Here is a 20,595-nt window from a genome sequence, read left to right as displayed (position 1 = left end):
GGGGGAAGGCGCGCAGCGACTCAGGGGGTGTTTCATGTCAATACCCCGGAATCATCCACGTAAACACATAGGCTTGCAGCGTCGTGATCACCCCGATGATCACGGCGAACATCAGGCTGTGCTTGACCGTGAAGCGGAACAGGTCCGACTCGCGCCCTGCCAGGCCCACGGCCGCGCAGGCAATGGCGATGGACTGGGGCGAGATCATCTTGCCCGTCACGCCGCCCGTGGTGTTGGCCGCCACCGTGAGCACCTGGGGCAGGCCCAGCTGCTGCGCCGTGGTGGCCTGCAGCGCGGCGAACAGCGCGTTGGCCGAAGTGTCCGAGCCCGTCAGGAACACGCCGATCCAGCCCAGGAAGGGCGAGAAGAACGTGAACGCCTGGCCCGTGTGTGCCAGCGCCAGGGCCAGCGTGGCCGACAGGCCCGAGTAGTTGGCCACGAAGGCGAAGGCCAGCACCATGCCGATGGAGTAGATCGGCACGGCCAGTTCCCTGAAGGTCTCGCCCAGCGTGGCCACGGCCTTGGCCGGCGACAGGCGCGTGAAGGTGATGGTGATCAGCGCCGCGATCAGGATGGCCGTGCCGGTGGCCAGCAGCCAGTTGAAGGTGTAGACCGCGCCGTAGGGCGCAGCGGCGGCCACGACGGGGGGCGTCTTCTCCACCAGGTTGTGCAGGAAGGGCACGGGGATGTTGATGACGGTGGAGGCCAGCGGGCCGCCTGCGGCGAACAGCGCCTTGAAGGGCTTGATGCTCCAGATCGTCACCATGGCCGTGAGGATGATGAAGGGCGACCAGGCCTTGATGACGGCGCCGGCCGTCAGCGGTGCACCGGAAGCGGCGGCGGGAGCCTTGACCGCCGTGGCTGTCTTCGCAATGGCAGCAGCCTTGCCGCCCTCGCCTTCCGTGTCGAAACGGAAGATGCGCTTGGGCTGCCAGACCTTGAGGAACAGCGTCAGCGCCACCAGCGAGACGATGGCCGAAGTGATGTCCGGCAGCTCCGGGCCGATGTAGTTGGCCGTGAGGAACTGCACCAGGGCAAACGAGCCGCCGCCCACCAGCACCGCAGGCCAGGTTTCCTTGACGCCGCGCCAGCCGTCCATGATGGCCATCAGCCAGAACAGCACGAGCACGGTCATGAAGGGCAGCTGGCGGCCGGCCATCTGGCCGATGGCGAAGGCATCCACGCCCGAGACCTGCCCTGCCACGATGATGGGAATGCCCATGGCGCCGAAGGCCACGGGCGCCGTGTTGGCGATCAGGCACAGGCCCGCCGCATAGAGCGGCTTGAAGCCCAGGCCCACCAGCAGCGCGGCCGTGATGGCCACGGGCGCGCCGAAGCCGGCCGCGCCCTCCAGGAAGGCGCCGAAGCAAAAGCCCACCAGGATGAGCTGCAGCCGCTGGTCGGGAGTGACCGACAGGATGGACGAGCGGATCACGTCGAACTGCCCCGTCTTGACCGAGATCTTGTAGAGGAACACGGCCGCCACGATGATCCAGGCGATGGGCCACAGGCCGTAGAAGAAGCCGTACACGGCCGAGGCCAGTGCCGCGCTCACGGGCATCTTGTAGAACAGCAGCGCCACGCCCAGCGCCAGCGCCACGGTGACGGTGCCGGCCTGGTAGCCCTTGAGACGGAGCCTGGTCAGCGCCAGGAAGAAAAAGATGATGGGAATCAGCGCGATCAGCGCCGAGATCCAGATGTTCCCGGCGGGATCGTAGTTCTGCTGCCAGATGGTTTGCATGACCGTGTCTCTAGATGATGGGGAGGGCGCGGTAAGCGCCCCTTGTCGGCCACTCCCTCTCGTTGCAGCGTTGGCACACGGTGCGATCCGCACAGGATGTCTGCTGGCTGGCTGCAACGGTGTCTGGGAGTGTTCCCCGCGCTGGCGCCTTGTGGGCCATTGGCAAATTGGTCCAACCAATTAAGCCAAAATTCAGACCATTGCGCGAAGTGGTGCGATTCTCAGAGCTTTCAAGTGGGCAGATGAACAGGGTAAACACCTAAAAGAGTGCAGATAACGCACCAGGATATTTATTGGTCATACCAATAATGGATATTTTGGTGCAACGCATGTTCAAGTCCCCGACCAAGCAAGGTCCCAGGCGGTGCACAAACGCAGCGCACGCGGGAAAAAGATCGGCGGCCGCGCTGTGCCGGCAGGTCCGGCGCTCAAGCCTGACGCTCCCCAACGGAAAAGCCCGCTCCCTACAATGCAGCCTCAGCGGTCGGTGTACCGCCCTTGTACCTTCGGCGCCCGTGTCAACCCCGGGCGCCTTATTAAACCGCCGTGTATCCGGACGGCGGTGGCTGATTGAACGGAGCCCATCCATGAACCACATTCCTGCGCGCCGCTCGGCGCTGCGCCAGGCGGCTGCCTGCGTGCTGGCCGCCTCCACCCTGTCCAGCCTGCCTGCGCTGGCCGCCGAACCCGCCGTGCTGCGCGTCTCGGCCATCCCGGATGAAGCCCCCACCGAGCTGCAGCGCAAGTTCGAGCCGCTGGGCAAGTACCTCTCGGCACAGACCGGCATGAAGGTGGTGTTCACGCCCGTGACCGACTACGCCGCCGTGGTCGAGTCGCTGGCCACGCGCAAGCTGGACCTGGCCTGGCTGGGCGGCTTCACCTTCGTGCAGGCCAAGATCCGCACCAACGGCACGGCCATCCCCATCGTGCAGCGCGAGGAAGACGCCAGGTTCACCTCCAAGTTCATCACGGCCAACCCCGCCATCAAGACCCTGGCCGACCTCAAGGGCAAGAGCTTTGCCTTTGGCGCGCCCTCGTCCACCTCGGGCAGCCTGATGCCGCGCTTTTTCCTGCAGCAGGACGGCATCAACCCCGAAAAGGACTTCAAGACCGTGGCCTTCTCCGGCGCGCATGACGCCACCGTGGCCTTCGTGGCCGCAGGCAAGGCCGAGGCCGGCGTGCTCAACGCATCGGTCTGGGACAAGCTGGTGGAGACCAAGAAGGTCGATACCAGCAAGGTGCGCGTGTTCGCCACCACGCCGCCCTACTTCGACTACAACTGGACCGTGCGCGGCGACCTGGACCCGGCCCTGGTCAAGAAGCTGACCGACGCCTTCCTGGCGCTGGACCCGGCCAAGCCAGAGCACAAGGCCATCCTGGAGCTGCAGCGCGCCGCGCGCTTCATTCCCACCCAGGCCTCGAACTACGAAGGCATCGAGGCCGCCGCCAAGTCGGCCGGCCTGCTCAAGTAAGCCGCGGCAGGCGTAATCCATGAGCTTTGAACTGCAAGGCGTGGGCCTGACCCACGCCGGCGGCGGCGTTGCGCTGCGCGGCGTGACGCTGGCCGCACGCCAGGGCGAAGCCATTGCGCTGATCGGCCCCTCGGGCGCGGGCAAGACCACGCTGCTGTCCGTCATCGGCACGGCGCTGGCGCCCAGCCAGGGCGGGCGCAGCGTGCTGGGCGACGAGGTGCCTGCGTCCAGCGCGGGGGCTCCCCGGCTGCTGCGCGCGCGCATCGGCACGGTGCACCAGGCGCCGCCCATACCGCCGCGCCAGCGCGTGGTCACGGCCGTGCTGGCCGGGCGGCTGGGCCGCTGGCCGGCCTGGAAGGCGCTGGCCTCGCTGCTGTACCCACAGGACACCGCTGGCGCGCGCGAGGCCCTGGCCCGCGTGCAGCTGGCAGACAAGCTGTTCGCGCGCTGCGACCAGCTCTCGGGCGGGCAGCTGCAGCGCGTGGGCATTGCCCGCGTGCTCTACCAGCAGGCCGAGCTGATCCTGGCCGACGAGCCCGTGGCCGCGCTGGACCCGGCCCTGGCCCTGTCCACCGTGCAACTGCTGGTGCACGAAGCCGCCGCGCGCGGCGCCACCCTGGTGGCCAGCCTGCATGCCGTGGACCTGGCGCTGGCCTGCTTTGCGCGCATCGTGGGCATCCGCGATGGCGCCATCGCCTTCGACCTGCCGGCGGCTGAAGTCACGCAGGAACACCTGCGTGCGCTGTATGGGTCCGAGCATGCTGGCGATGATCCCTCCCGCCCTGCGTGGACACCCGCGCCCGCCGCCTTTGCCGCACCGCTGTCCGCATCCGCATGCCGTTGAGTTCCGATCTGCACGCGCTGCGTGACCCCGCCGCGCCCCGCCGCCTCGGCGCCCTGGTGCTGGCCGCCGTCGTGCTGTGGCCGCTGTTCCAGGGCGCGGGCTTCAGCCTGGGCGCGCTGTTCGATCCCGGCAACCTGCAGGTCATAGGCCGCTTTCTGGCCACGTTTCTTCCGCCCGAGACCGGGCGCGACTTCCTCGGCTACCTGGGCCGCGCCACGCTGGAGACCCTGGCCATTGCCACGGCCGGCATGGCCCTGGCCTTTGTGCTGGCCGTGCCGCTGGCCTACCTCGTCACGGGCGCAGCGCGCGAGCGGCGGGCGCTCAATCCCGTCACGCGCGGCCTGCTCACCATTCTGCGCGGCGTGCCCGAGCTGGTCTGGGCCCTGGTCTTCGTGCGCGTCTTCGGCCTGGGGCCGGCCGCTGGCGTGCTGGCCCTGGGACTGACCTATGGCGGCATGCTGGCCAAGGTCTATGCGGAAATCCTGGAATCGGCCGACCCCGCACCCGCGCGTGCCCTGGCGCAGGCCGGCGCGCGCCGGCCGCTGGCCATGCTGTACGGCCTGCTGCCCCAGGCCGCGCGCGAGCTGACCTCGTACACCGTCTACCGCTGGGAGTGCGCCATACGCGCCTCGGTGGTCATGGGCTTTGTGGGCGCGGGCGGCCTGGGCCAGCTCATGGACCAGGCCATGAAGATGCTCAACGGCGGCGAGGCCTCCACCATCTTGCTGACCTTCATGCTGCTGGTCTGGGGCGCCGACCTGCTCTCGCGCGGCCTGCGCCGCGCGCTGGACACGCCACCCGCCGCGCGTGCCAGCGCCTGGGGCTGGCGCAGCGCCCTCGCCTGCGCCGCCCTGGTGCTGGGCGTGGCCGCCAGCTTTGCCATGCTGGAGATGGACCTGCCCTCGCTGTTCACCGGCGCGGCGGGCCGCTCCATGCTGGAATTCGTCATCAGCTTCTTCCCGCCCGACACCAGCGCCGAATGGCTGCGCAAGGTGGCCGTGGGCGTGTGGGAGACGCTGGCCATTTCCGTGGTCGGCACCCTGCTGGCGGCCGTGCTGGGCCTGCTGCTGGCGCTGCCGCGCTGGCGCGCCCCCTGGAGCCTGGTGCTCAACGTGCTGCGCTCCGTGCCCGAGCTGGTCTGGGCCACCATCACCGCCCTGGCCGTGGGCCTGGGCCCGTTCGCAGGCGCGCTGGCGCTGGCGCTGCACACGGCCGGCGTGCTGGGGCGCCTGTATGCCGAGGCCCTGCAGAACCAGCCCGCCGCCCCCACCCAAGCGCTGCGCCTGTCCGGCAGCGGCCGCGCCATGGCCTTCCTCTACGCGACGCTGCCCGGCGCCGCGCCGCAGTTGCTGGCCTACACGCTGTACCGCTGGGAGATGAACATCCGCATGGCCGCCATCCTGGGCTTCGTGGGCGCGGGCGGGCTGGGGCAGCTGCTGTACTTCGAGCTGTCGCTGTTCCACTATGCCCAGGCCAGCACCGTCATCATCGCCATGCTGGCGCTGTCCGTGGCCGTGGACTGGGCCAGCGCGGCGCTGCGAAGGCGCATGGGTTAGGTGGCGGGGGCCGCGGCGCCGTCACCCTCCACCTCGACCAGGTAGTCGATCAGCGCCCGCAGCTTCAGCGGCACATGGCGCGTGGGCGCATAGACCGCATGCACCACGCGCGGCGCGTACTTGCCGCACAGCGCCCAGCCCGGCAGCACGGGCGCCAGCTGCCCGGCCTGCAGCGCCGCCTGCGCAGCAAAGTCCGCTACCACGCCGATGCCTGGCCCCTGCTGCAGCGCCTGGATGATGCCCAGGCTGCTGGCAATGGTGATGGGCGTATTCACCAGCAGACGCGTAGCGGGCGCGGCCGGCTGATGCCCAGCGCGCTGCGGACGCAATTCGACCTCGTTCTGGAACTGGCCGTAGCCCAGGCTGATGAAGGGATGCGCCAGCAGTTGCCCGGGCTCCGTGATCTGCGCATGCTGCGCCAGATAGCCGGGCGTGGCCACCAGCACATAGCGGATGGTCTTGAGCGGCCGCGCCACCAGCCCCGGCGCGATCTGGCCCGGCACGCTGATGCGCAGGCCCAGGTCCAGCCCCTCGGCCACCAGGTCCACCATGCGGTCCGTCATGTCCACCTGCACCTGTACCTCGGGCCAGCGCGCGCAAAAGCCCGGCAGCAGTGGTGACAGCCAGAGATCGCCCAGCACGGCCGGCGCGCTGATCTTCAGCAGCCCGCGCGGCTGCTGGCGCAGCTGGCCGGCCAGCGCCTGCACGGCCTGGGCATCCTCCACCAGCCGCAGGCAGGCCTGATGGATCTCTGCCCCCGCCTCGGTCAGCGACAGCGAGCGCGTGGTGCGCTGCAGCAGCCGCAGCCCGAAATGCGCCTCCAGCCGCCCCACGCTGCGGCTCACGGCCGAGGTCGTCAGCCCCAGCTGCAGGGCCGCGCCCGCAAAGCTCTGGTGCTCCACCACACGGGCGAAGACCAGCATTTCATCCAGGGGCATGGCGGTATCGGGCAAGGCGCTACTCCGGTCTTTGTTGCATGGCAGGCAATATTAATTTGAATGACTCATGGATTGTTGATTGATTGCAAGGTCCGCAAGATACGGCCATGCGCTCCATACCGAAGCGCGCCCAGGAATCGACACCATGTCCCACAGCCCCAGCCTCACCTCTGCAACCTCAACCACGCGGCCCCGAGCCAGCCAGGGCGGCACCTGGCGCATGCTGCTGGCCATGGCGCTGTCGGGCACCATCGGCCTGCTGGTCGTGGAAAGCGCGCTGCCGCCGCTGCTGGTCGTATTCGCCCGATGCGTGCTGGGCGCACTGGGCCTGGGCCTGTGGCTGGCCTGGCGGCGCGAATGGGTCGCCCCTCAAGGCCGTGAATGGCTGTGGCTGGCTGGCGGCGGCATCGCCCTGGTGCTCAACTGGGTCGCCCTCTTCAGCGCCTACCACTACAGCTCCATCGCCGTGGCCACCGTGGTCTACCACGTGCAGCCCTTCATGCTGCTGGCCCTGTCGGCGCTGCAGGGCGAGCCCGTCGAACGCCGCAAGCTGCCCTGGCTGCTGCTGGCCCTGCTGGGGGTGGCGCTGAGCAGCGGCCTGGTCGGGCTGGATGGCATGGATGCATCGCATGCTGGAACAGGCGCCTGGATAGGCGTCGCCCTGGCCCTGCTGGCCGCCGCTCTCTACGCAGGCACCACGGTCGCCACGCGCCGCCTGGGCCACATGCCCTCGGCCCAGATCGCCATGCTGCAGATGCTGGCGGGCGGACTGGTGCTGAGCCTGTGGGCCCTGCCGCTGCTCACCCATATCGCCGCAGCCAGCCCTCAATTGCTGTCAGCGCGCGCCGCCTCCATGGTGCTGACCCTGGGACTGGTCCATACAGCCTTCATGTACACGGTGATGTATGCCGCATTCCAGCGGCTGCCGGCGCCCGCCATTGCGGCACTGTCCTTCGTCTACCCCGCCATGGCCTTGCTGGTGGACCTGGTCTGGTTTGGCGCTGTTCCGTCGGCGGCGCAGTGGGCGGGAATGGGCTTCATCCTCGTTGCAGTTGTGGGCCATCGCGCAGGCATTGCATTGCGCCGCCATTGAGCCCCTGTGAATTCCGGAGATTTCTGGAATTCATCCATCCTTCATGAACTCCACCCAATTGTTTCAAGATATTTCCAATAAAGAGGTGCACAGTACATTTCGAATTATTTTTCCCCTTTCCGCCCGTATGCTCTCCCGGCTTTCCGCCATTCGCATTCACTCAGCCGGAATACAGAGGGAGAAATACTTGGCCACTATCGAAAAAGGATTGATGGTAGACAAAAGCGTCGAAGTCAAGACCTATCCGTCCATAGAGCACGGCGCCTTGCTGTCCGTCACCTCCATCGTGCTGCACCGCACTGACTCGTCCACGGCCGCCAGCGTGCTCAATGCCTACAAGAGCGGCCAGAAGACGGGGGCACACTTTCTGATCGAGAAGGACGGCAAGATCTACCAGACGGCCAGCCTTGAGCGCATCTGCTGGCATGTGGGAATTCTTCAGCCGCGCTGCGTCAACGAGAGCACCTGCGATCCCACGGAACTCAAGAACATCAATGCCCTGCTGCACCAAAAGGGCCTGAGCTTCAGCAAGCGGGCCAAGAATGTGTCATCGCACGAGAACACAAAGGCCTATCCGTTGCGTTATCCGGCGAACAGCGACTCCGTGGGCATCGAGGTGGTGGGCCGCTTCCTGCCATCGACCAAGGACTACGAGGCGCCCACCCAATCGCAGCTGTTCCAGACCAAATGGCTGACCCAGCAATTGGTGGACCACTACAAGCTCAAGCTTCTGTCCGATGTCTACTCCCACGGCGCCATTGCCCGCAAGGAGGCGACCGAAGGCGCCCAATTGCTGCGCTACATCTTCACGGGAGCCTGAGCCATGCCATCCAGCCAGCTTTTCAACAATCCCTCTCGCAGCCTGCGCATTGCCGCCTGGGCTGCCGTGATGCTGTGCCTGCATGCGCCGCTGCAGGCCTCATCTACATCCACATCCACGCCCACGCACAAACACGCGGCCAAGGCGGCGCCCATTTCCGTCATCGGCCCGGTCACCCGTTCCGTAGGCACGGGCGAGACCATGGGCTGCGAGAAAGTCAGCCTGGACGCCACCGACGTGGCCCGCTATTTCGCGACGGCAAAGCAAGTCTCGGCTGGCAGCTTCCACGAGGAATCCATCATCCTGCCCTGCAGTTTCAGCGGACGGCTGCTGCGCTCGGGCAAGGTCTATGAATGGAACATCAACGCCGCCGGCGCCGGCTACCTGCGCAGTGAAGATGGTGAACAGGACCTGCGCTACCTGTGCCGCAAGGCCTGCGAGAAGGCATTGCCGCAGTTGACGGGGCTTTGAGCCGGGGCAGCAGGCCGGACGGCCTGCTGCCCAACATCCAGACATCGCCTGAATCCTTTGGGTGTTTTGCAGCCTCTTGGCAAAGACCCAAACCTTCAAAGGCCTGTCTTCATGTTCTATCTCAAGCGAAACCTGCCCCTGTGGGAGCGCGCCCTGCGCACCGCCGGGGCTCTTGTCCTCGCCGCCCTCGCGCCAATGGCTTGGGCGGGCAGCAGCGCTACCGGATTCTGGCTGCTGATCGCCGGCGCGGCCACGCTCGCGCTGACTGGCATCATCGGCTTTTGCCCGGCCTGCGCAATGTTCGGGCGCCAACACCCGAAGGAATTGCCATGAGCCGCGCCGACACGACCCTGATCGATGCCGCGCGCCGGGGCGAGCCCGGCGCCATTGCCCAGTTGCTGTCGGTCTGCCAACCCGACCTCAAGCGCTTCGCCCGCAGAACCTGCAGCAACGCCGAAGATGCCGAGGACGCCGTACAGATCGCCCTATGGCAGCTCTACCGCAAGATAGGCGCGCTGCGCACCGCAGCCACCTTCGCCACCTGGCTGTTTCGCATCGTGGAGCGCGAATGCTGGCGCCTGCTGCGCGGACGCGGGCGCACCGAATCCCTGGACGCGCCAGAAACGGCACCACTGCAAACGGCTGCTGCGCCCATCCCCCACGACCTGCGACTGGATCTGGCCCGCGCCATGGAACGCCTGAGCCCACCCTACCGCGAAGTGCTGATCCTGCGCGACGTGCATGAACTCACTGCCCCAGAAACCGCAGTGCAGCTCGGCATCAGCGTCGAGGCCGTCAAAAGCCGCCTGCACCGCGCGCGCGCCACGCTACGCGAACACCTGCTGGCCAGCGGCTACTGGGCCAATGACGATATGCCGCAGGAGCCACGCGATGTTCTGTAGCCGCTCCATGAGCACCCACCTGCTGCGCGGCGCAGCCGCCATGGCCTTTATGATCGCAGCAGTGCTGCTGGACAGCCTGTCCCTGCTGCCCAGGCTTGCCGCTTTCGGTGGCGCAGTGCTGCTGCTGCGCGGATGTCCCGTTTGCTGGCTGGTGGGTCTTTTTCAAACTTGGCAGCAAGGCGGTAGCAAAAGCCAAGGCCCCGCACGCTGATTTCCGATCTGCGAAAAGCATTCTTGACAGACTGGATTCAGGTGCCGCCACCATATCCAGTACCGCAACTGTGGCGAATCGTCACTCCATCCGTCTCCAATACTTGTCCGCACCATCAGAAAACCTTCCAGAAAGGGCATGGATGTCAAGGCATTCATCCCGGACTTTCCATTCGATCCTGAAAATCCGGAAAAATATTCCGCGCGATGCTTCCAACACACACCACCGAAACAGTTTTTGACTATTGGCGCAGGATTTCCCGGAATGGTTTGCGCCCATGAATTTATGCACGTGGGCTTACCGCCGATCTTGCTTGAAGCAGCCGATCGAATGGGTGGAAGACCGTATTCAAAAAAGGGAAGCTCTGGCAAGGGAGCCATCTGCGAACCGGGAGGCATGATATTCCCATTTCCGCCAAATCATTATTCCACTATTTTGGTAGACAGATCGGACTTGGAGCTGGGGGGGCGAGACACCGATTTTCTCAACTCGATTCTCATATGGCTGCGCGTCATCTACGGTGGACTAGACGCCGACCACAAGCAAGAGAACGCCAAAGGCGGCAATGGCGCCAACGGCGATATGGCCGTCATGCGCGACGAAACCCGTCCCGGGCAGGGCAAGCCATTGCCCGTGCTGCACTGTGGCGAGGTGATCGACCGGCCCGCCGTGCGCGCTGCGATTCAAAAGGCGATTGCGGCACTGCGCCCGTCCTACGAATCCAGGTAGGCCAAGCCGTTTCCCGAAAATCCGGGTTGGAGGCGGGCAACCAGCCCCTACCCATCCAGCCCGTACTTGCGGATCTTGTCGTGCAGCGTGGTCTTGGGGCTGCCCAGGGCTTCGGACGTGCGTGCCAGGCTGCCGCCGTGGCGGCGCAGGGCGTCGGCGATGAGGGCGCGCTCGAAGGCCTCGACGGTGGCGGACAGCGGCCGGGGCGCGGTGTCCTGCGCGGTGGTGCCGGCCGGCTGGCCGAAGGGGGGCGAGCCGGCCTCGATGCCCAGCACCGTGCGCTCGGCCACGTTGCGCAGCTCGCGCACGTTGCCGGGCCAGTCATAGCCCAGCAACTGCTGCACGCGCGCGGTGGTCAGCTCGGGCACGGGCCGCTGGTGGCGCGCGGCGCCCTGCAGCGCGAAGTGCTCGAACAGCAGCGGCACGTCCTCGCGCCGCTCGCGCAGCGGCGGCAGCGAGACGGTGGCCACGTTCAGGCGGTAGTAGAGGTCGGCGCGGAACAGGCCTTGCCGGCTCAATTCCAGCAGATCCACCTTGGTGGCCGCGATCACGCGGCAGTCGATGGGGATCAGGGTGTTGGAGCCCAGGCGCTCCAGCACGCGTTCCTGCAGCACGCGCAGCAGCTTGATCTGCATGGGCACGGGCATGCTCTCGATCTCGTCCAGGAACAGCGTGCCGCCGCTGGCGTGCTCCAGCTTGCCGATGCGCTTCTTGCCCGCGCCGGTATAGGCGCCGGCCTCGCTGCCGAACATTTCGCTGTCGAACAGCGTATCGGGCAGGCCGCCGCAGTTGACGGCCACGAAGTTGCCATCGCGCCGCGCGCTGGCCTCGTGCAGGCAGCGCGCCACCAGTTCCTTGCCCGTGCCGGTCTCGCCCTGGATCAGCACATCGGCCGCGCTTTGCGCCAGCCCCGTGAGCATCTGGCGCAGCTGCCGCATGTTGGGCGCGCGGCCTATCAGCCGGTGCTCCAGGCTGTCGCGCTGCTGCAGTTGCTGGCGCAGCGCCCGCACCTCCAGTACCAGGCGCCGGCGCTCCAGGGCGCGGCGCACGGCGCCGACCAGGGTTTCGGGGGCGAAGGGTTTCTGGATGAAGTCCTGGGCGCCGTCCTTCATGGCCTGCACGGCCATGGAGATGTCGCCGTGGCCGGTGATCAGCACCACGGGCAACTCGGCATCCATGGCCACCAGTTCGCGCAGGAAGGCCATGCCGTCCATGCGCGGCAGGCGGATGTCGCTGACCACGATGCCCGCGAAGTCGCGCGACAGGCGCCGGCGCGCCTGCTCGGCGCTGCCCACGCTTTCACAGGCGATGCCTTCGAGCTGCAGCGCCTGCTCGCAGCCGAGCACGATGTCGGGGTCATCCTCGATGATCAGGACTTTGAGGGCGTCGGTCATGGTGTGTCGGCAGAGGGTGTGGAGGGAGCCAGGGCCAGGCTCAGCGTGAAGACGGCGCCGCCGCCCGGATGGTTGCTGCCCGTCAGCGTGCCGCCGCATTCACGCACGATGCCGGCCGACAGCGCCAGCCCCAGGCCCAGGCCCACGCCCTCTTCCTTGGTGGTGAAAAACGGCTGGAACAGATGGGCCTGCGCCGCTTCGCTCAGGCCCGGCCCGTGGTCGCGCACGGTGACCTGGGCGCGGCCATCGGCCACGGCGCAGGCCAGCTCCAGGCAGGGCGCGGGCTGGCCGCGCATGGCGTCCAGGGAGTTGTTGATCAGGTTGATCAGCACCTGCTCGATGCGGTTGCGGTCGCACCAGGCCACGGCCTCGGGCACGCCGTCATCGCGCAGGATGCGGGCGCCGGTCTCGGCCACGCGCGACTCCAGCACCGCCAGCGCATTGTCCAGCGCATGCGCCAGCGGCACGGCCTGGCTGGCGCCGCTGGACTTGCGCGCGAAGTTGCGCAGCTGGCCGGTGATGCGGCCCATGCGGTCGGCCAGCTGCGCCATGCGCTCCAGGTTCACGCGCGTGGTTTCGGTATCGCCGCGCTCCAGAAAGCGCTGGCTGTTGCCGGCCAGGGTGCGCAGCGCCGTCAGCGGCTGATTGAGTTCATGGGCCACGCCCGTGGACAGCTGGCCTATCACGGCCAGCTTGCCGGCCTGCACCAGTTCGTCCTGGGCGGCGCGCAGCGTGGCCTCGGCGTGGGTGCGCTCGGCCACCTCGGCCTGCAGCGCCTCGTTGGCGGCCGACAGGTCGGCCGTGCGCTGCTCCACCTTGCGCTCGAGCTCGTCGTGCGCGGCCTGCAGCGCCTCGCGCGCGGCCAGCCGGTCGCGCAGGTGGCGGCGGCGCTCGTTGACCATCATGGCCAGCAGCAACACAAAGGCCGCGCCCACGGCCGCGGCCAGCGCGCGGCTCTGGGCCAGCTGGTCGACCTGCTCCAGGTGCGAGAGCACGGTGATCGTCCAGGGCGTGCCAGGCAGCTGGCGCGACTGGGCCAGGAAGCGGCCGCTGACCGGGTAGACCGAGCCTGGCGATTCCTCGCCATGGCGGGCAATGCGCACCAGGCGCGCGCCCTGGCCCAGGTCGCGCAGCACCTGCAGGCCCAGCGGCTCCAGCGCGCGGCGGTTGTACTGGCGCGTGTGGTCGAAGGCGGCGCGCGTGCCCTCGTCCAGCGTGCGCAAGGTGGTGAATTTCCAGTCGGAGACCGTGCCCAGGATGACGACGCCGTTCTCGTCGCCCACCAGCACGGGCGCCTCCACCGTGGACCACGATTGCTCCAGCTGGTCCAGGCTGACCTTGACCACGGCCACGCCCAGCGTGTGGGTGTCGTCGCCCAGGGTGGAGGCCAGGTAGTAGCCGGGCTCGCCGCGCGTGGTGCCAATGCCGAAGAAGCGCGCGCTGCCCGTGGCCATGGCCGTGCGGTAGTAGGGGCGAAAGCTCAGGTCCTCGCCCATGTAGCTGTCGGAGCGCCGCCAGTTGCTGGAGGCCACGACGTGGCCGCGCGCATCGACCAGGTAGGCGGTCAGCGTGCCCGCGCGGTCGTTGAGCTGCTCCAGGTAGGCGTTGACGCGGTTGGTGAGCTGCTCGTCGCCGGGCTCGGCCAGCAGCCTTTGCACATTGCCTTCCAGTGCCAGCACGTCGGGCAGGAAGGCGTACTTGCCGATCTCGCGCTGCAGGCTGGCGCCGTACAGCTCCAGCCGGTGCATGCCCGTGGCACGCAGATCGGCGATGCCCAGCCGCTGCGCCATCAGGTACGCACCCCAGCCGCTCAGCCCGCTCAGGGCGAGCCACAGCAAAAGCAGGATGAGCTGGCGCAGGGGGCGGCGGGCGGGCATGGTGAAGGCACCAATGTTATCAGTGCCCCCCAGCGCCGCCTGGGCCTCAGGCCGAGACAGCGGGCCGCCCTTCCTGGGAGTGCTCCATGGGCAGCAGCGACTCGTCGTCGTCCGTGGTGGCATTCGGATCGACCGCGCCTTCCCACTTGGCCACCACGGCCGTGGCAATGGCATTGCCCAGCACATTGGTCAGCGTGCGGCCCATGTCCAGGAAATGGTCGATGCCCAGGATCAGCAGGATGCCGGCCTCGGGCAGGCCGAACATGGGCAGCACGGCGGCCACCACCACCAGCGAGGCGCGCGGCACGCCGGCAATGCCCTTGCTGGAGACCATCAGCACCAGCAGCATGGTGATCTGGGCCGTCAGCGTCATGTCGATGCCGTAGGCCTGGGCGATGAAGATGGCCAGGAAGGTGGTGTAGACCATGGAGCCATCGAGATTGAACGAGTAGCCCAGCGGCAGCACGAAGCCGATGATGCGCGGCTTGATGCCGAACTTCTCCAGCTGCTCCATCAGCTTGGGATAGGTCGATTCGCTGCTGGCCGTGGAAAAGCCCACCAGCAGCGGGCCGCGGATCAGGTTCAGCAGGCGGAAGATGTCACGGCCCAGCACGACGTAGCCGGCCACGATCAGCAGCACCCACAGCGTGGCCAGGGCCAGGTAGAAGCACAGCATGAACTTGCCGAACACCGACAGCATGCCCAGGCCATGGATGGTGATGGTGCCGGCCACGGCGCCGAACACGCCCACGGGGGCGAAGCGCATCACGTAGTCGGTGACCTTGAGCATGATGTGGACCACTTCGTCCATCAGGCCCACCATGGAACGCGCGGCCTGGTTGTGCAGGTTGCCCAGCGCAATGCCGAAGAACAGCGCGAACACCAGGATCTGCAGCACCTCGTTGGTCGCCATGGCCTCGAAGATGTTCTTGGGGAACACGTGGGCGATGAAGTCCTTGAGGTTCAGCGCCGAGGTCTTGAGGTTCAGCCCTTCGGCCGACGACGGCAGGGCCACGCTCAGGCCATGGCCGGGCTGCAGCACGTTTGCATAGATCAGGCCGATGGCCAGCGAGCAGAACGAGGCCACGACGAACCAGCCCAGCGCGCGGCCGCCGATGCGGCCCACGGCCTTGGCGTCGCCCATGTTGGCCAGGCCCGACACCAGGGTGGCGAACACCAGGGGCGCGATGATCATTTTGATCATGCGCAGGAAGACATCGGTGAGGATGCCGAAGTAGCTGGCGATTTCCTTGGCGGCCTCGGGCGTGGGCGCGTAGCTGTTGCAGGCATAGCCCACCAGCACGCCGAGGACCATGGCCACGAGCACCATGGTGGTCAAGCGATTGAATTTCATGCGGATTTTTTCGTTGGACGTATTTCGGTCTTGCAAGCGAGCCCGGTCCGCCGCAGCCCCCGGGCCTCTGCCGGATGCCATTGCGAAGACGGGCTTGTCTCCCTGCACACACAACCACGACGCACGTGGCCTGCGCCTGACAGTGCACAGACCGTGCCAGCCGCATCCGGCACCTGCGCCGCGCGCTAACTGCTTGATTCGCCTATATCGACCTTACTTTTATGCATAAGGTGGAACGGAAATCCGAACAATGAAATGCAGGCGCCGTTCGGAAAACCGGATGGCGCGATCTGCGGGCTCCGGCCCTCCCGGGCCATGGCGCAACTGTTTGAACGCCGGCCGGGCCCGGGCAGGACGGCAGCAGCGGCTGATGCTCCGGCGCCTGTAGAGGGGCCCGCTCTCCCAGGGTCCCGCACCGTGTCTTCACCCGGTGCATCAACCCTGCCTCACCCCTGCGCCAACCCTGCCTCAACCCTGCTTCAACCCTGCGCTTGAGGCCCCAGGCGAAAAACGCTCACGGACTGCACAAGGTCATGCGCCTGCTGGCGCAGGCTCGTGGCTGCCGCCGCCATTTCCTCCACCAGGGCCGCGTTTTGCTGCGTCGCCTGGTCCATCTGCGTGACCGCCTCGCCCACTTGTGCCACGCCGCTGCGTTGTTCGGCAGAAGCCGCGCTGATCTCGCCCATGAGGTCGGTGACGCTGCGTATGCTCATCACCACTTCAGCCATGGTGCCCCCCGCGCGGTCGGCCAGCACAGAGCCCTGTTCGACCCGCTCGACGCTGTCGGAGATCAGGGCCTTGATCTCCTTGGCCGCCGCCGCGCTGCGGCCGGCCAGGCTGCGGACCTCGGAGGCCACCACAGCGAAGCCGCGGCCCTGTTCACCGGCACGTGCAGCCTCCACCGCAGCGTTCAGCGCCAGGATGTTGGTCTGGAACGCGATGCCGTCAATGACGTTGATGATGTCGGCGATGCGGCGCGAACTTTCACTGATGCCCTTCATCGTGTCCACGACCTGGGTGACCACCTCGCCCGCCTGCCCGGCCACGCCGCTGGCCTGCTGCGCGAGCGCGTTGGCCTTGCCCGCTCCCTCTGCGTTCTGGGTCACGGTCGCTCCGAGCTGCTCCATGGAGGCCGCAGTTTGTTCAAGCGCGCTGGCCTGGCTTTCGGTTCGCAAGGACAGGTCGGTGTTGCCCTGGGCAATCTGGGTGCTTGCACTCGCCACGGATTCGCTGCCGCTGCGCACGACGGCCACGACCTGCGATAGCGCATCACTCATCTCGCCGAGGCTGCGCAGCAGGGTCCCCACTTCATCGTGGGTGGTGGCCTCCACCCGCTGCGTCAGATCCCCGCAGGCCACCGCGCGTGCCACCTGGATGGCCCGGCCGATGGGGCCGGTGATGGAGCGCGTGACCCAGGTACCCAGCAGAGCGGCCAGCACAACGGCCACCAGCGCGCCCCCCAGCTCGAACGCCAGCGTCATTGCCGCCAGCGACTCGGTGCGCGTCAGGCGCTCGGCCATGAGCTGCTCCTCCTCCCGCACCAGGTCCGCCTGCAGTGCGCGCAGCCCATCCATGGCCGCCTTCTCGCGCCCCAGGGAGAACTCGCGAACCAGATCCTCGACCGTCGCCGTGCCATCCTGAACTTGCCGCCGCAGCGCCTGCAGCGGCTGCACCGCCTGCACGAATTCACGGTGGCGCAGCCGGATACCGTCGAGCCGGCGCTGCTGGGCGGGGTTGTCCTCGGTCAGGCGTACGGCCTCCTGCCAGGAGGCCTCGAACTCCTTGAGTCCTTCATCCCAGGGGGCCAGAAAACGGGAGTCGCCCGACAGGAGATAGCCCCGCGAGGCCGTCTCCATGTTGACCATGCCCGTGAGCATGCGCTGTCCCTGGGACATCACCTTGAAGGTGTGCTCGTTCCATTGCTGGGCCTCCTTGAGCCGGGCCTGGCTGCTCACGGCCAGCGCGATGACAAGAAGAAAAATGGCGATGACGCATGCGAAGGCAGCTGCGAGACGGCGGGCCAGTGGCCAGTTGGACAAATTCATGATGATCATCGGTACGGACTGCGTAGCCGGAAAGACTGCACACGGGCGCGGCGATCACGATGTCAAGCCTCGCCTGCGCCTGGGGCCGTCATCTCCTGGCCGGGATCTACAGAGCACTCGCGCCAGCGGCTGCCGGGTGGCGGCCAGCGGGCCTGTGCTTTGTTTCTCTATGTAATATATTGGACAAAACATATTTTTGTCCTAGACAATTCGCAAAATCCCTCAAAACATTCCGGCCATGGCCGGACGTTTTGTTCCCTTCAGATCAATGACGCCACTTTCTGACCCCCTGCCTTTGGCGCCTGGCCCCGGGCTGCCCATCTCGGCCGTCGAACGCGAGACCGGACTTGCCAAGGACACCCTGCGTGTCTGGGAAAGACGCTACGGCTTTCCAAGGCCTGAACGGGATTCGGCAGGCGATCGCCGCTACCCGGCAGACCAGGTTCGACAACTGACCCTGATCCGGCGGCTCATGGATACGGGGCTGCGCCCCAGCAAGCTGATGGGGGTGGACCTGGACGGCCTGCAGGCGCTGCTGGCCCGCGCCGACACCTCGCCAGCCATGGATTTGTCCAGGACAAATTCAGAGAATGCAGCAGACTCTGAACGCTTCGCACCCATGCTCAACGCCATTGCCGCACATGATCCCGCCCAGCTCAGGCATTGCCTGAGCCTGGCCCAGTCGCGCATGGGCCTGGCCGGTTTCGTGACCACGCTCGTGGCCCCGCTGACCACGGCGGTCGGTGAATTCTGGGCACAGGGGCGTTTTGAAGTGTTCGAAGAGCACCTGTACACCGAGGTGCTCACCGGCGTCTTGAGGCAGGCGATCGCCTCGCTCATCCCGCCTTCCCCGCCGCCCGCGCCCAAGGTGTTGCTGACCACGCTGCCGCAGGAGATGCATGGACTGGGCCTGCTCATGGTCGAAGCCCTGCTGGCCCTGGAAGGCTGCAACTGCGTATCGCTGGGCACCCAGACGCCCATCGGCGACGTGGCACAGGCCGCGCGGGCGCATCGCGCCGACATCGTGGGGCTGAGCTTCAGCAGCGCCCACAACGGAGCGATGGCGCAGGCTTGCCTGGGCGAGCTGCGCAGCCACCTGCCGCCGGCCATCGAGTTGTGGGCCGGTGGAGCATGCCCGGCGCTTTATTCCAGCCCGGTCACGGGCATCACGCCGGTGCGCCATCTCACGGATCTGCAACCGCTGGTCGCCCGATGGCGGCAGGCGACAAGAACATCAAGGACATCCGCATGAACTTTCCCGCCCCCCGCCCCGTCTTCATCGCCAGGCGGCGCACCCTGCTGGCAGCGACCCTTGGCGCCGGCCTGCTGGCCAGCGGTTGCGCCAGCATGCGCCCGCCAGGCTCGGTCACGCCCGTCTCACCGTTCGACCTGCAGCGCTACCAGGGCCTGTGGTACGAACTGGCACGGCTGGACCATGGTTTCGAGCGGGGCATGACCGATGTGACCGCCGAGTACACGCCGCAGGCAGACGGCAGCGTGAAGGTGGTGAACCGGGGGTTTTCCGTGCCCCGGGGCCAGTGGCAGCGCGCCGTCGGCAAGGCCCTGTTCACGGGCAAGCCGGACACGGCTTCGCTCAAGGTCTCCTTCTTCGGCCCGTTCTACGGCGGCTACCATGTGACCGCCCTGGACCCTGACTACCGCTGGGCGCTGGTCCTCGGGCCGGACACGCAGTACTGCTGGATACTGGCCAGGGAGCCGAAACTGCCCCCGCAGACCCTGCAATCCATCGTCGCCAAGGCCGCGGAACTGGGCGTCGATACCGGCGCGCTGATCTGGGTCAGCCATGATCGGCACCAGGAAGCGCGCAGCCAGGAGGCCTTGTGAACAGCCTGCCCCCCGTCGCGGTGATCGGCGCAGGAATGGCGGGTTTGGCCTGCGCACAGTTGCTGGCCGAGGCTGGCTGCCGCGTGGATATCTTCGAGAAAAGCCGAGGCCCATCCGGGCGCATGAGCACACGGCGCGCGCAGGATCTGCAGGGTGCGTGGCAGTGCGATCACGGCGCCCCATCGTTTGCAGCCCAGGACCCGGAGTTTGTGCAGGAGGTGCGCCAGTGGGAGCAGCACGGCGTTGTCGCCGCCTGGCGTCCGCGCGCAGTGTGCCTGCAGGGCACAGACGCGGTGCCCGCAGAGGCAGGCCTCGACCGCTGGGTGGGCGTGCCGCGCATGACCTCTCCCGCAGCGTTTCTTGTCCAGCGGCTTGGACAGCAGGGGCATGGCGTACGGCTGCACCTGCAGGCCACGGTGCAGCATTTGCAGCACGGGCCTGCCCGCTGGACAGTGCACTGTGCCGAACAAGGGCAGATGGGGCCGGAATACTGCGCCCTGGTGCTGGCAGTGCCTGCACCGCAGGCGGCAGCCTTGCTGGAGCCGGTCTCGCCCTATGCTGCGGCACTGGCCGCCAGCGCACGCATGCAGCCTTGCTGGGTGGCCATGCTGCGCACCGACGCCCCCCTGCCGCTGGACTGGGATGCGGCAGAAATCACGGATGGCCCGCTGTGCTGGGTGGCACGCGACAGCGCCAAGCCAGGGCGGCAAGGGCAACAAGGGCAACAAGGGCAGCAGACCTGGGTACTGCATGCCAGTGCACGGTGGAGCCAGGATCACATCGAATCGGACGCTGAATCCGTGGCCCGGCAACTGCTGCAGGCATTCGAGGCCCTGGCCGGCTCTCTGTCCGACTCTCTGCCAGGCGGCCTGCGCGTCACTGCCCACCGCTGGCGCTATGCGCTGCCGGCGCCGCACCTGGTCAACCGCTACTGGTGGGATGCGCCTGCGGGCCTGGGCCTGTGCGGCGACTGGATGTGCGGCGCAGGCGTCGAAGGCGCCTGGCTCAGCGGACGGGCGCTGGCCCGGCGCGCCCTGGCCACGCTGACGCGCTGAACCACAGGAACGCCCGCGCCATGCACAAGAAGCCCCACCTTCCCTCCAAGCTGTGTGCGTGCTGCGGTCTTGCGTTCACATGGCGCAAAAAATGGGCACGTGATTGGGACGAGGTCAAATACTGCTCGCAGCGCTGCCGCACCGCGCGACTGCCGCCTGATCCCACTCCCTCATCTGCAGGCCGTCAGCCAAGGCGCTGACCTCCAAGCGGGCCATGCGCCCCGCACATTCTGGAGCCCTGGATTGCC

Annotated in this window: 20 protein-coding genes; 14 read left to right on the top strand and 6 right to left on the bottom strand. The window is 67.2% G+C overall.

Annotated features, from left to right (window positions below; genetic code table 11):
* Positions 1-37: 37 nt before the first annotated feature.
* Positions 38-1,741, bottom strand: a complete 1,704-nt coding sequence (gene lldP / locus DTS01S_RS14840; RefSeq protein WP_061287976.1) for an L-lactate permease — start codon at positions 1,739-1,741, stop codon at positions 38-40.
* A gap of 587 nt (positions 1,742-2,328) precedes the next feature.
* Between lldP and DTS01S_RS14835 the strand changes: the two genes are divergently transcribed.
* Genes DTS01S_RS14835 through DTS01S_RS14825 form a run of 3 tightly spaced genes read left to right on the top strand, consistent with a single transcriptional unit; the run spans position 2,329 to position 5,613 of the window.
* Positions 2,329-3,213 carry a putative selenate ABC transporter substrate-binding protein gene (locus DTS01S_RS14835; RefSeq protein ID WP_016452887.1) on the top strand — a complete coding sequence of 295 codons (885 nt, stop codon included), beginning with the start codon at positions 2,329-2,331 and terminating at the stop codon, positions 3,211-3,213.
* 19 nt (positions 3,214-3,232) lie between these two features.
* A complete protein-coding gene (locus DTS01S_RS14830; protein WP_061287975.1) occupies positions 3,233-4,057 on the top strand; it encodes a phosphonate ABC transporter ATP-binding protein in 825 nt (274 codons plus the stop codon).
* Positions 4,048-5,613, top strand: a complete 1,566-nt coding sequence (locus DTS01S_RS14825) for a PhnE/PtxC family ABC transporter permease (RefSeq protein ID WP_061287980.1) — start codon at positions 4,048-4,050, stop codon at positions 5,611-5,613. Before DTS01S_RS14830 ends, DTS01S_RS14825 begins: the two co-directional genes overlap by 10 nt.
* On the opposite strand, the gene DTS01S_RS14820 is transcribed toward DTS01S_RS14825, so the two are convergent.
* Positions 5,610-6,551, bottom strand: a complete 942-nt coding sequence (locus DTS01S_RS14820) for a LysR family transcriptional regulator (protein ID WP_061287979.1) — start codon at positions 6,549-6,551, stop codon at positions 5,610-5,612. The genes DTS01S_RS14825 and DTS01S_RS14820 overlap by 4 nt on opposite strands.
* 145 nt (positions 6,552-6,696) lie before the next feature.
* Here DTS01S_RS14820 and DTS01S_RS14815 point away from each other — a divergent pair, with 145 nt between their 5' ends.
* The 7 genes from DTS01S_RS14815 (at position 6,697) to DTS01S_RS30490 (ending at position 10,777) form a co-directional block, all read left to right on the top strand.
* On the top strand, positions 6,697-7,644 hold the full coding sequence (locus tag DTS01S_RS14815; protein WP_061287974.1) for a DMT family transporter: 948 nt from the start codon (positions 6,697-6,699) through the stop codon (positions 7,642-7,644).
* 211 nt (positions 7,645-7,855) lie between these two features.
* On the top strand, positions 7,856-8,464 hold the full coding sequence (locus tag DTS01S_RS14810; protein WP_016446773.1) for a peptidoglycan recognition protein family protein: 609 nt from the start codon (positions 7,856-7,858) through the stop codon (positions 8,462-8,464).
* Between the two features lie 3 nt (positions 8,465-8,467).
* Positions 8,468-8,935 (top strand): hypothetical protein, encoded by a 468-nt coding sequence (locus DTS01S_RS14805; RefSeq protein ID WP_016452892.1) that lies wholly within the window; start codon positions 8,468-8,470, stop codon positions 8,933-8,935.
* 111 nt (positions 8,936-9,046) lie between these two features.
* Entirely contained in the window at positions 9,047-9,268 is a 222-nt protein-coding gene (locus DTS01S_RS14800; RefSeq protein ID WP_017407475.1) for a YgaP family membrane protein, read from the top strand.
* Positions 9,265-9,837, top strand: coding sequence for an RNA polymerase sigma factor (locus tag DTS01S_RS14795; protein WP_017407474.1), 573 nt, complete (start codon positions 9,265-9,267; stop codon positions 9,835-9,837). Before DTS01S_RS14800 ends, DTS01S_RS14795 begins: the two co-directional genes overlap by 4 nt.
* 7 nt (positions 9,838-9,844) lie before the next feature.
* Positions 9,845-10,048, top strand: coding sequence for a hypothetical protein (locus DTS01S_RS14790; protein ID WP_017407473.1), 204 nt, complete (start codon positions 9,845-9,847; stop codon positions 10,046-10,048).
* A gap of 138 nt (positions 10,049-10,186) precedes the next feature.
* Positions 10,187-10,777: an FAD-dependent oxidoreductase gene (locus DTS01S_RS30490; RefSeq protein ID WP_139223859.1), complete on the top strand. Its 591-nt coding sequence runs from the start codon at positions 10,187-10,189 to the stop codon at positions 10,775-10,777.
* A 47-nt stretch (positions 10,778-10,824) separates the two neighbouring features.
* Here the strand turns inward: DTS01S_RS30490 and DTS01S_RS14780 are convergent, their stop codons facing one another.
* The 4 genes from DTS01S_RS14780 to DTS01S_RS14765 form a co-directional block, all read right to left on the bottom strand.
* Positions 10,825-12,171: a sigma-54-dependent transcriptional regulator gene (locus DTS01S_RS14780; RefSeq protein ID WP_061287973.1), complete on the bottom strand. Its 1,347-nt coding sequence runs from the start codon at positions 12,169-12,171 to the stop codon at positions 10,825-10,827.
* Positions 12,168-14,048, bottom strand: a complete 1,881-nt coding sequence (locus tag DTS01S_RS14775; protein ID WP_061287972.1) for a sensor histidine kinase — start codon at positions 14,046-14,048, stop codon at positions 12,168-12,170. The genes DTS01S_RS14780 and DTS01S_RS14775 overlap by 4 nt, the downstream gene beginning before the upstream one ends.
* Before the next feature lie 46 nt (positions 14,049-14,094).
* Positions 14,095-15,402 carry a dicarboxylate/amino acid:cation symporter gene (locus DTS01S_RS14770; RefSeq protein ID WP_061287971.1) on the bottom strand — a complete coding sequence of 436 codons (1,308 nt, stop codon included), beginning with the start codon at positions 15,400-15,402 and terminating at the stop codon, positions 14,095-14,097.
* Between the two features lie 479 nt (positions 15,403-15,881).
* Positions 15,882-17,456, bottom strand: a complete 1,575-nt coding sequence (locus DTS01S_RS14765; RefSeq protein ID WP_061287970.1) for a methyl-accepting chemotaxis protein — start codon at positions 17,454-17,456, stop codon at positions 15,882-15,884.
* A gap of 259 nt (positions 17,457-17,715) precedes the next feature.
* Here DTS01S_RS14765 and DTS01S_RS14760 point away from each other — a divergent pair, with 259 nt between their 5' ends.
* From DTS01S_RS14760 to DTS01S_RS29670, 4 genes are read left to right on the top strand one after another with little or no spacing between them, the layout of a single operon-like run.
* A complete protein-coding gene (locus tag DTS01S_RS14760; RefSeq protein WP_061287969.1) occupies positions 17,716-18,699 on the top strand; it encodes a MerR family transcriptional regulator in 984 nt (327 codons plus the stop codon).
* Positions 18,660-19,292 carry a lipocalin family protein gene (locus tag DTS01S_RS14755; RefSeq protein ID WP_061287968.1) on the top strand — a complete coding sequence of 211 codons (633 nt, stop codon included), beginning with the start codon at positions 18,660-18,662 and terminating at the stop codon, positions 19,290-19,292. The genes DTS01S_RS14760 and DTS01S_RS14755 overlap by 40 nt, the downstream gene beginning before the upstream one ends.
* Positions 19,289-20,347: an NAD(P)/FAD-dependent oxidoreductase gene (locus DTS01S_RS14750; RefSeq protein ID WP_061287967.1), complete on the top strand. Its 1,059-nt coding sequence runs from the start codon at positions 19,289-19,291 to the stop codon at positions 20,345-20,347. The genes DTS01S_RS14755 and DTS01S_RS14750 overlap by 4 nt, the downstream gene beginning before the upstream one ends.
* A gap of 20 nt (positions 20,348-20,367) precedes the next feature.
* Positions 20,368-20,547, top strand: a complete 180-nt coding sequence (locus DTS01S_RS29670; protein WP_074931907.1) for a DUF2256 domain-containing protein — start codon at positions 20,368-20,370, stop codon at positions 20,545-20,547.
* Positions 20,548-20,595: the final 48 nt, after the last annotated feature.

This window comes from Delftia tsuruhatensis NBRC 16741 (assembly GCF_001571325.1).
In the GTDB taxonomy this organism is placed as follows: Bacteria; Pseudomonadota; Gammaproteobacteria; order Burkholderiales; family Burkholderiaceae_C; genus Comamonas; species Comamonas tsuruhatensis.
The sequence above is the reverse complement of the archived record's forward strand: the minus strand, read 5'-3'. Positions and strand labels throughout refer to the sequence as shown.

What these genes read in the sequence shown, in the direction of transcription:
- DTS01S_RS14775 (WP_061287972.1), bottom strand. Translation starts at nt 14,048, where the DNA reads ATGCCCGCCCGCCGCCCCCTGCGCCAGCTCATCCTGCTTTTGCTGTGG.
- DTS01S_RS14805 (WP_016452892.1), top strand. Translation starts at nt 8,468, where the DNA reads ATGCCATCCAGCCAGCTTTTCAACAATCCCTCTCGCAGCCTGCGCATT.
- DTS01S_RS29670 (WP_074931907.1), top strand. Translation starts at nt 20,368, where the DNA reads ATGCACAAGAAGCCCCACCTTCCCTCCAAGCTGTGTGCGTGCTGCGGT.
- DTS01S_RS14825 (WP_061287980.1), top strand. Translation starts at nt 4,048, where the DNA reads ATGCCGTTGAGTTCCGATCTGCACGCGCTGCGTGACCCCGCCGCGCCC.
- DTS01S_RS14820 (WP_061287979.1), bottom strand. Translation starts at nt 6,551, where the DNA reads ATGCCCCTGGATGAAATGCTGGTCTTCGCCCGTGTGGTGGAGCACCAG.
- DTS01S_RS14790 (WP_017407473.1), top strand. Translation starts at nt 9,845, where the DNA reads ATGAGCACCCACCTGCTGCGCGGCGCAGCCGCCATGGCCTTTATGATC.
- lldP (WP_061287976.1), bottom strand. Translation starts at nt 1,741, where the DNA reads ATGCAAACCATCTGGCAGCAGAACTACGATCCCGCCGGGAACATCTGG.
- DTS01S_RS14795 (WP_017407474.1), top strand. Translation starts at nt 9,265, where the DNA reads ATGAGCCGCGCCGACACGACCCTGATCGATGCCGCGCGCCGGGGCGAG.
- DTS01S_RS14755 (WP_061287968.1), top strand. Translation starts at nt 18,660, where the DNA reads ATGGCGGCAGGCGACAAGAACATCAAGGACATCCGCATGAACTTTCCC.
- DTS01S_RS14810 (WP_016446773.1), top strand. Translation starts at nt 7,856, where the DNA reads ATGGTAGACAAAAGCGTCGAAGTCAAGACCTATCCGTCCATAGAGCAC.
- DTS01S_RS14765 (WP_061287970.1), bottom strand. Translation starts at nt 17,456, where the DNA reads ATGATCATCATGAATTTGTCCAACTGGCCACTGGCCCGCCGTCTCGCA.
- DTS01S_RS14800 (WP_017407475.1), top strand. Translation starts at nt 9,047, where the DNA reads ATGTTCTATCTCAAGCGAAACCTGCCCCTGTGGGAGCGCGCCCTGCGC.
- DTS01S_RS14815 (WP_061287974.1), top strand. Translation starts at nt 6,697, where the DNA reads ATGTCCCACAGCCCCAGCCTCACCTCTGCAACCTCAACCACGCGGCCC.
- DTS01S_RS14780 (WP_061287973.1), bottom strand. Translation starts at nt 12,171, where the DNA reads ATGACCGACGCCCTCAAAGTCCTGATCATCGAGGATGACCCCGACATC.
- DTS01S_RS14760 (WP_061287969.1), top strand. Translation starts at nt 17,716, where the DNA reads ATGACGCCACTTTCTGACCCCCTGCCTTTGGCGCCTGGCCCCGGGCTG.
- DTS01S_RS30490 (WP_139223859.1), top strand. Translation starts at nt 10,187, where the DNA reads ATGGATGTCAAGGCATTCATCCCGGACTTTCCATTCGATCCTGAAAAT.
- DTS01S_RS14835 (WP_016452887.1), top strand. Translation starts at nt 2,329, where the DNA reads ATGAACCACATTCCTGCGCGCCGCTCGGCGCTGCGCCAGGCGGCTGCC.
- DTS01S_RS14770 (WP_061287971.1), bottom strand. Translation starts at nt 15,402, where the DNA reads ATGAAATTCAATCGCTTGACCACCATGGTGCTCGTGGCCATGGTCCTC.
- DTS01S_RS14830 (WP_061287975.1), top strand. Translation starts at nt 3,233, where the DNA reads ATGAGCTTTGAACTGCAAGGCGTGGGCCTGACCCACGCCGGCGGCGGC.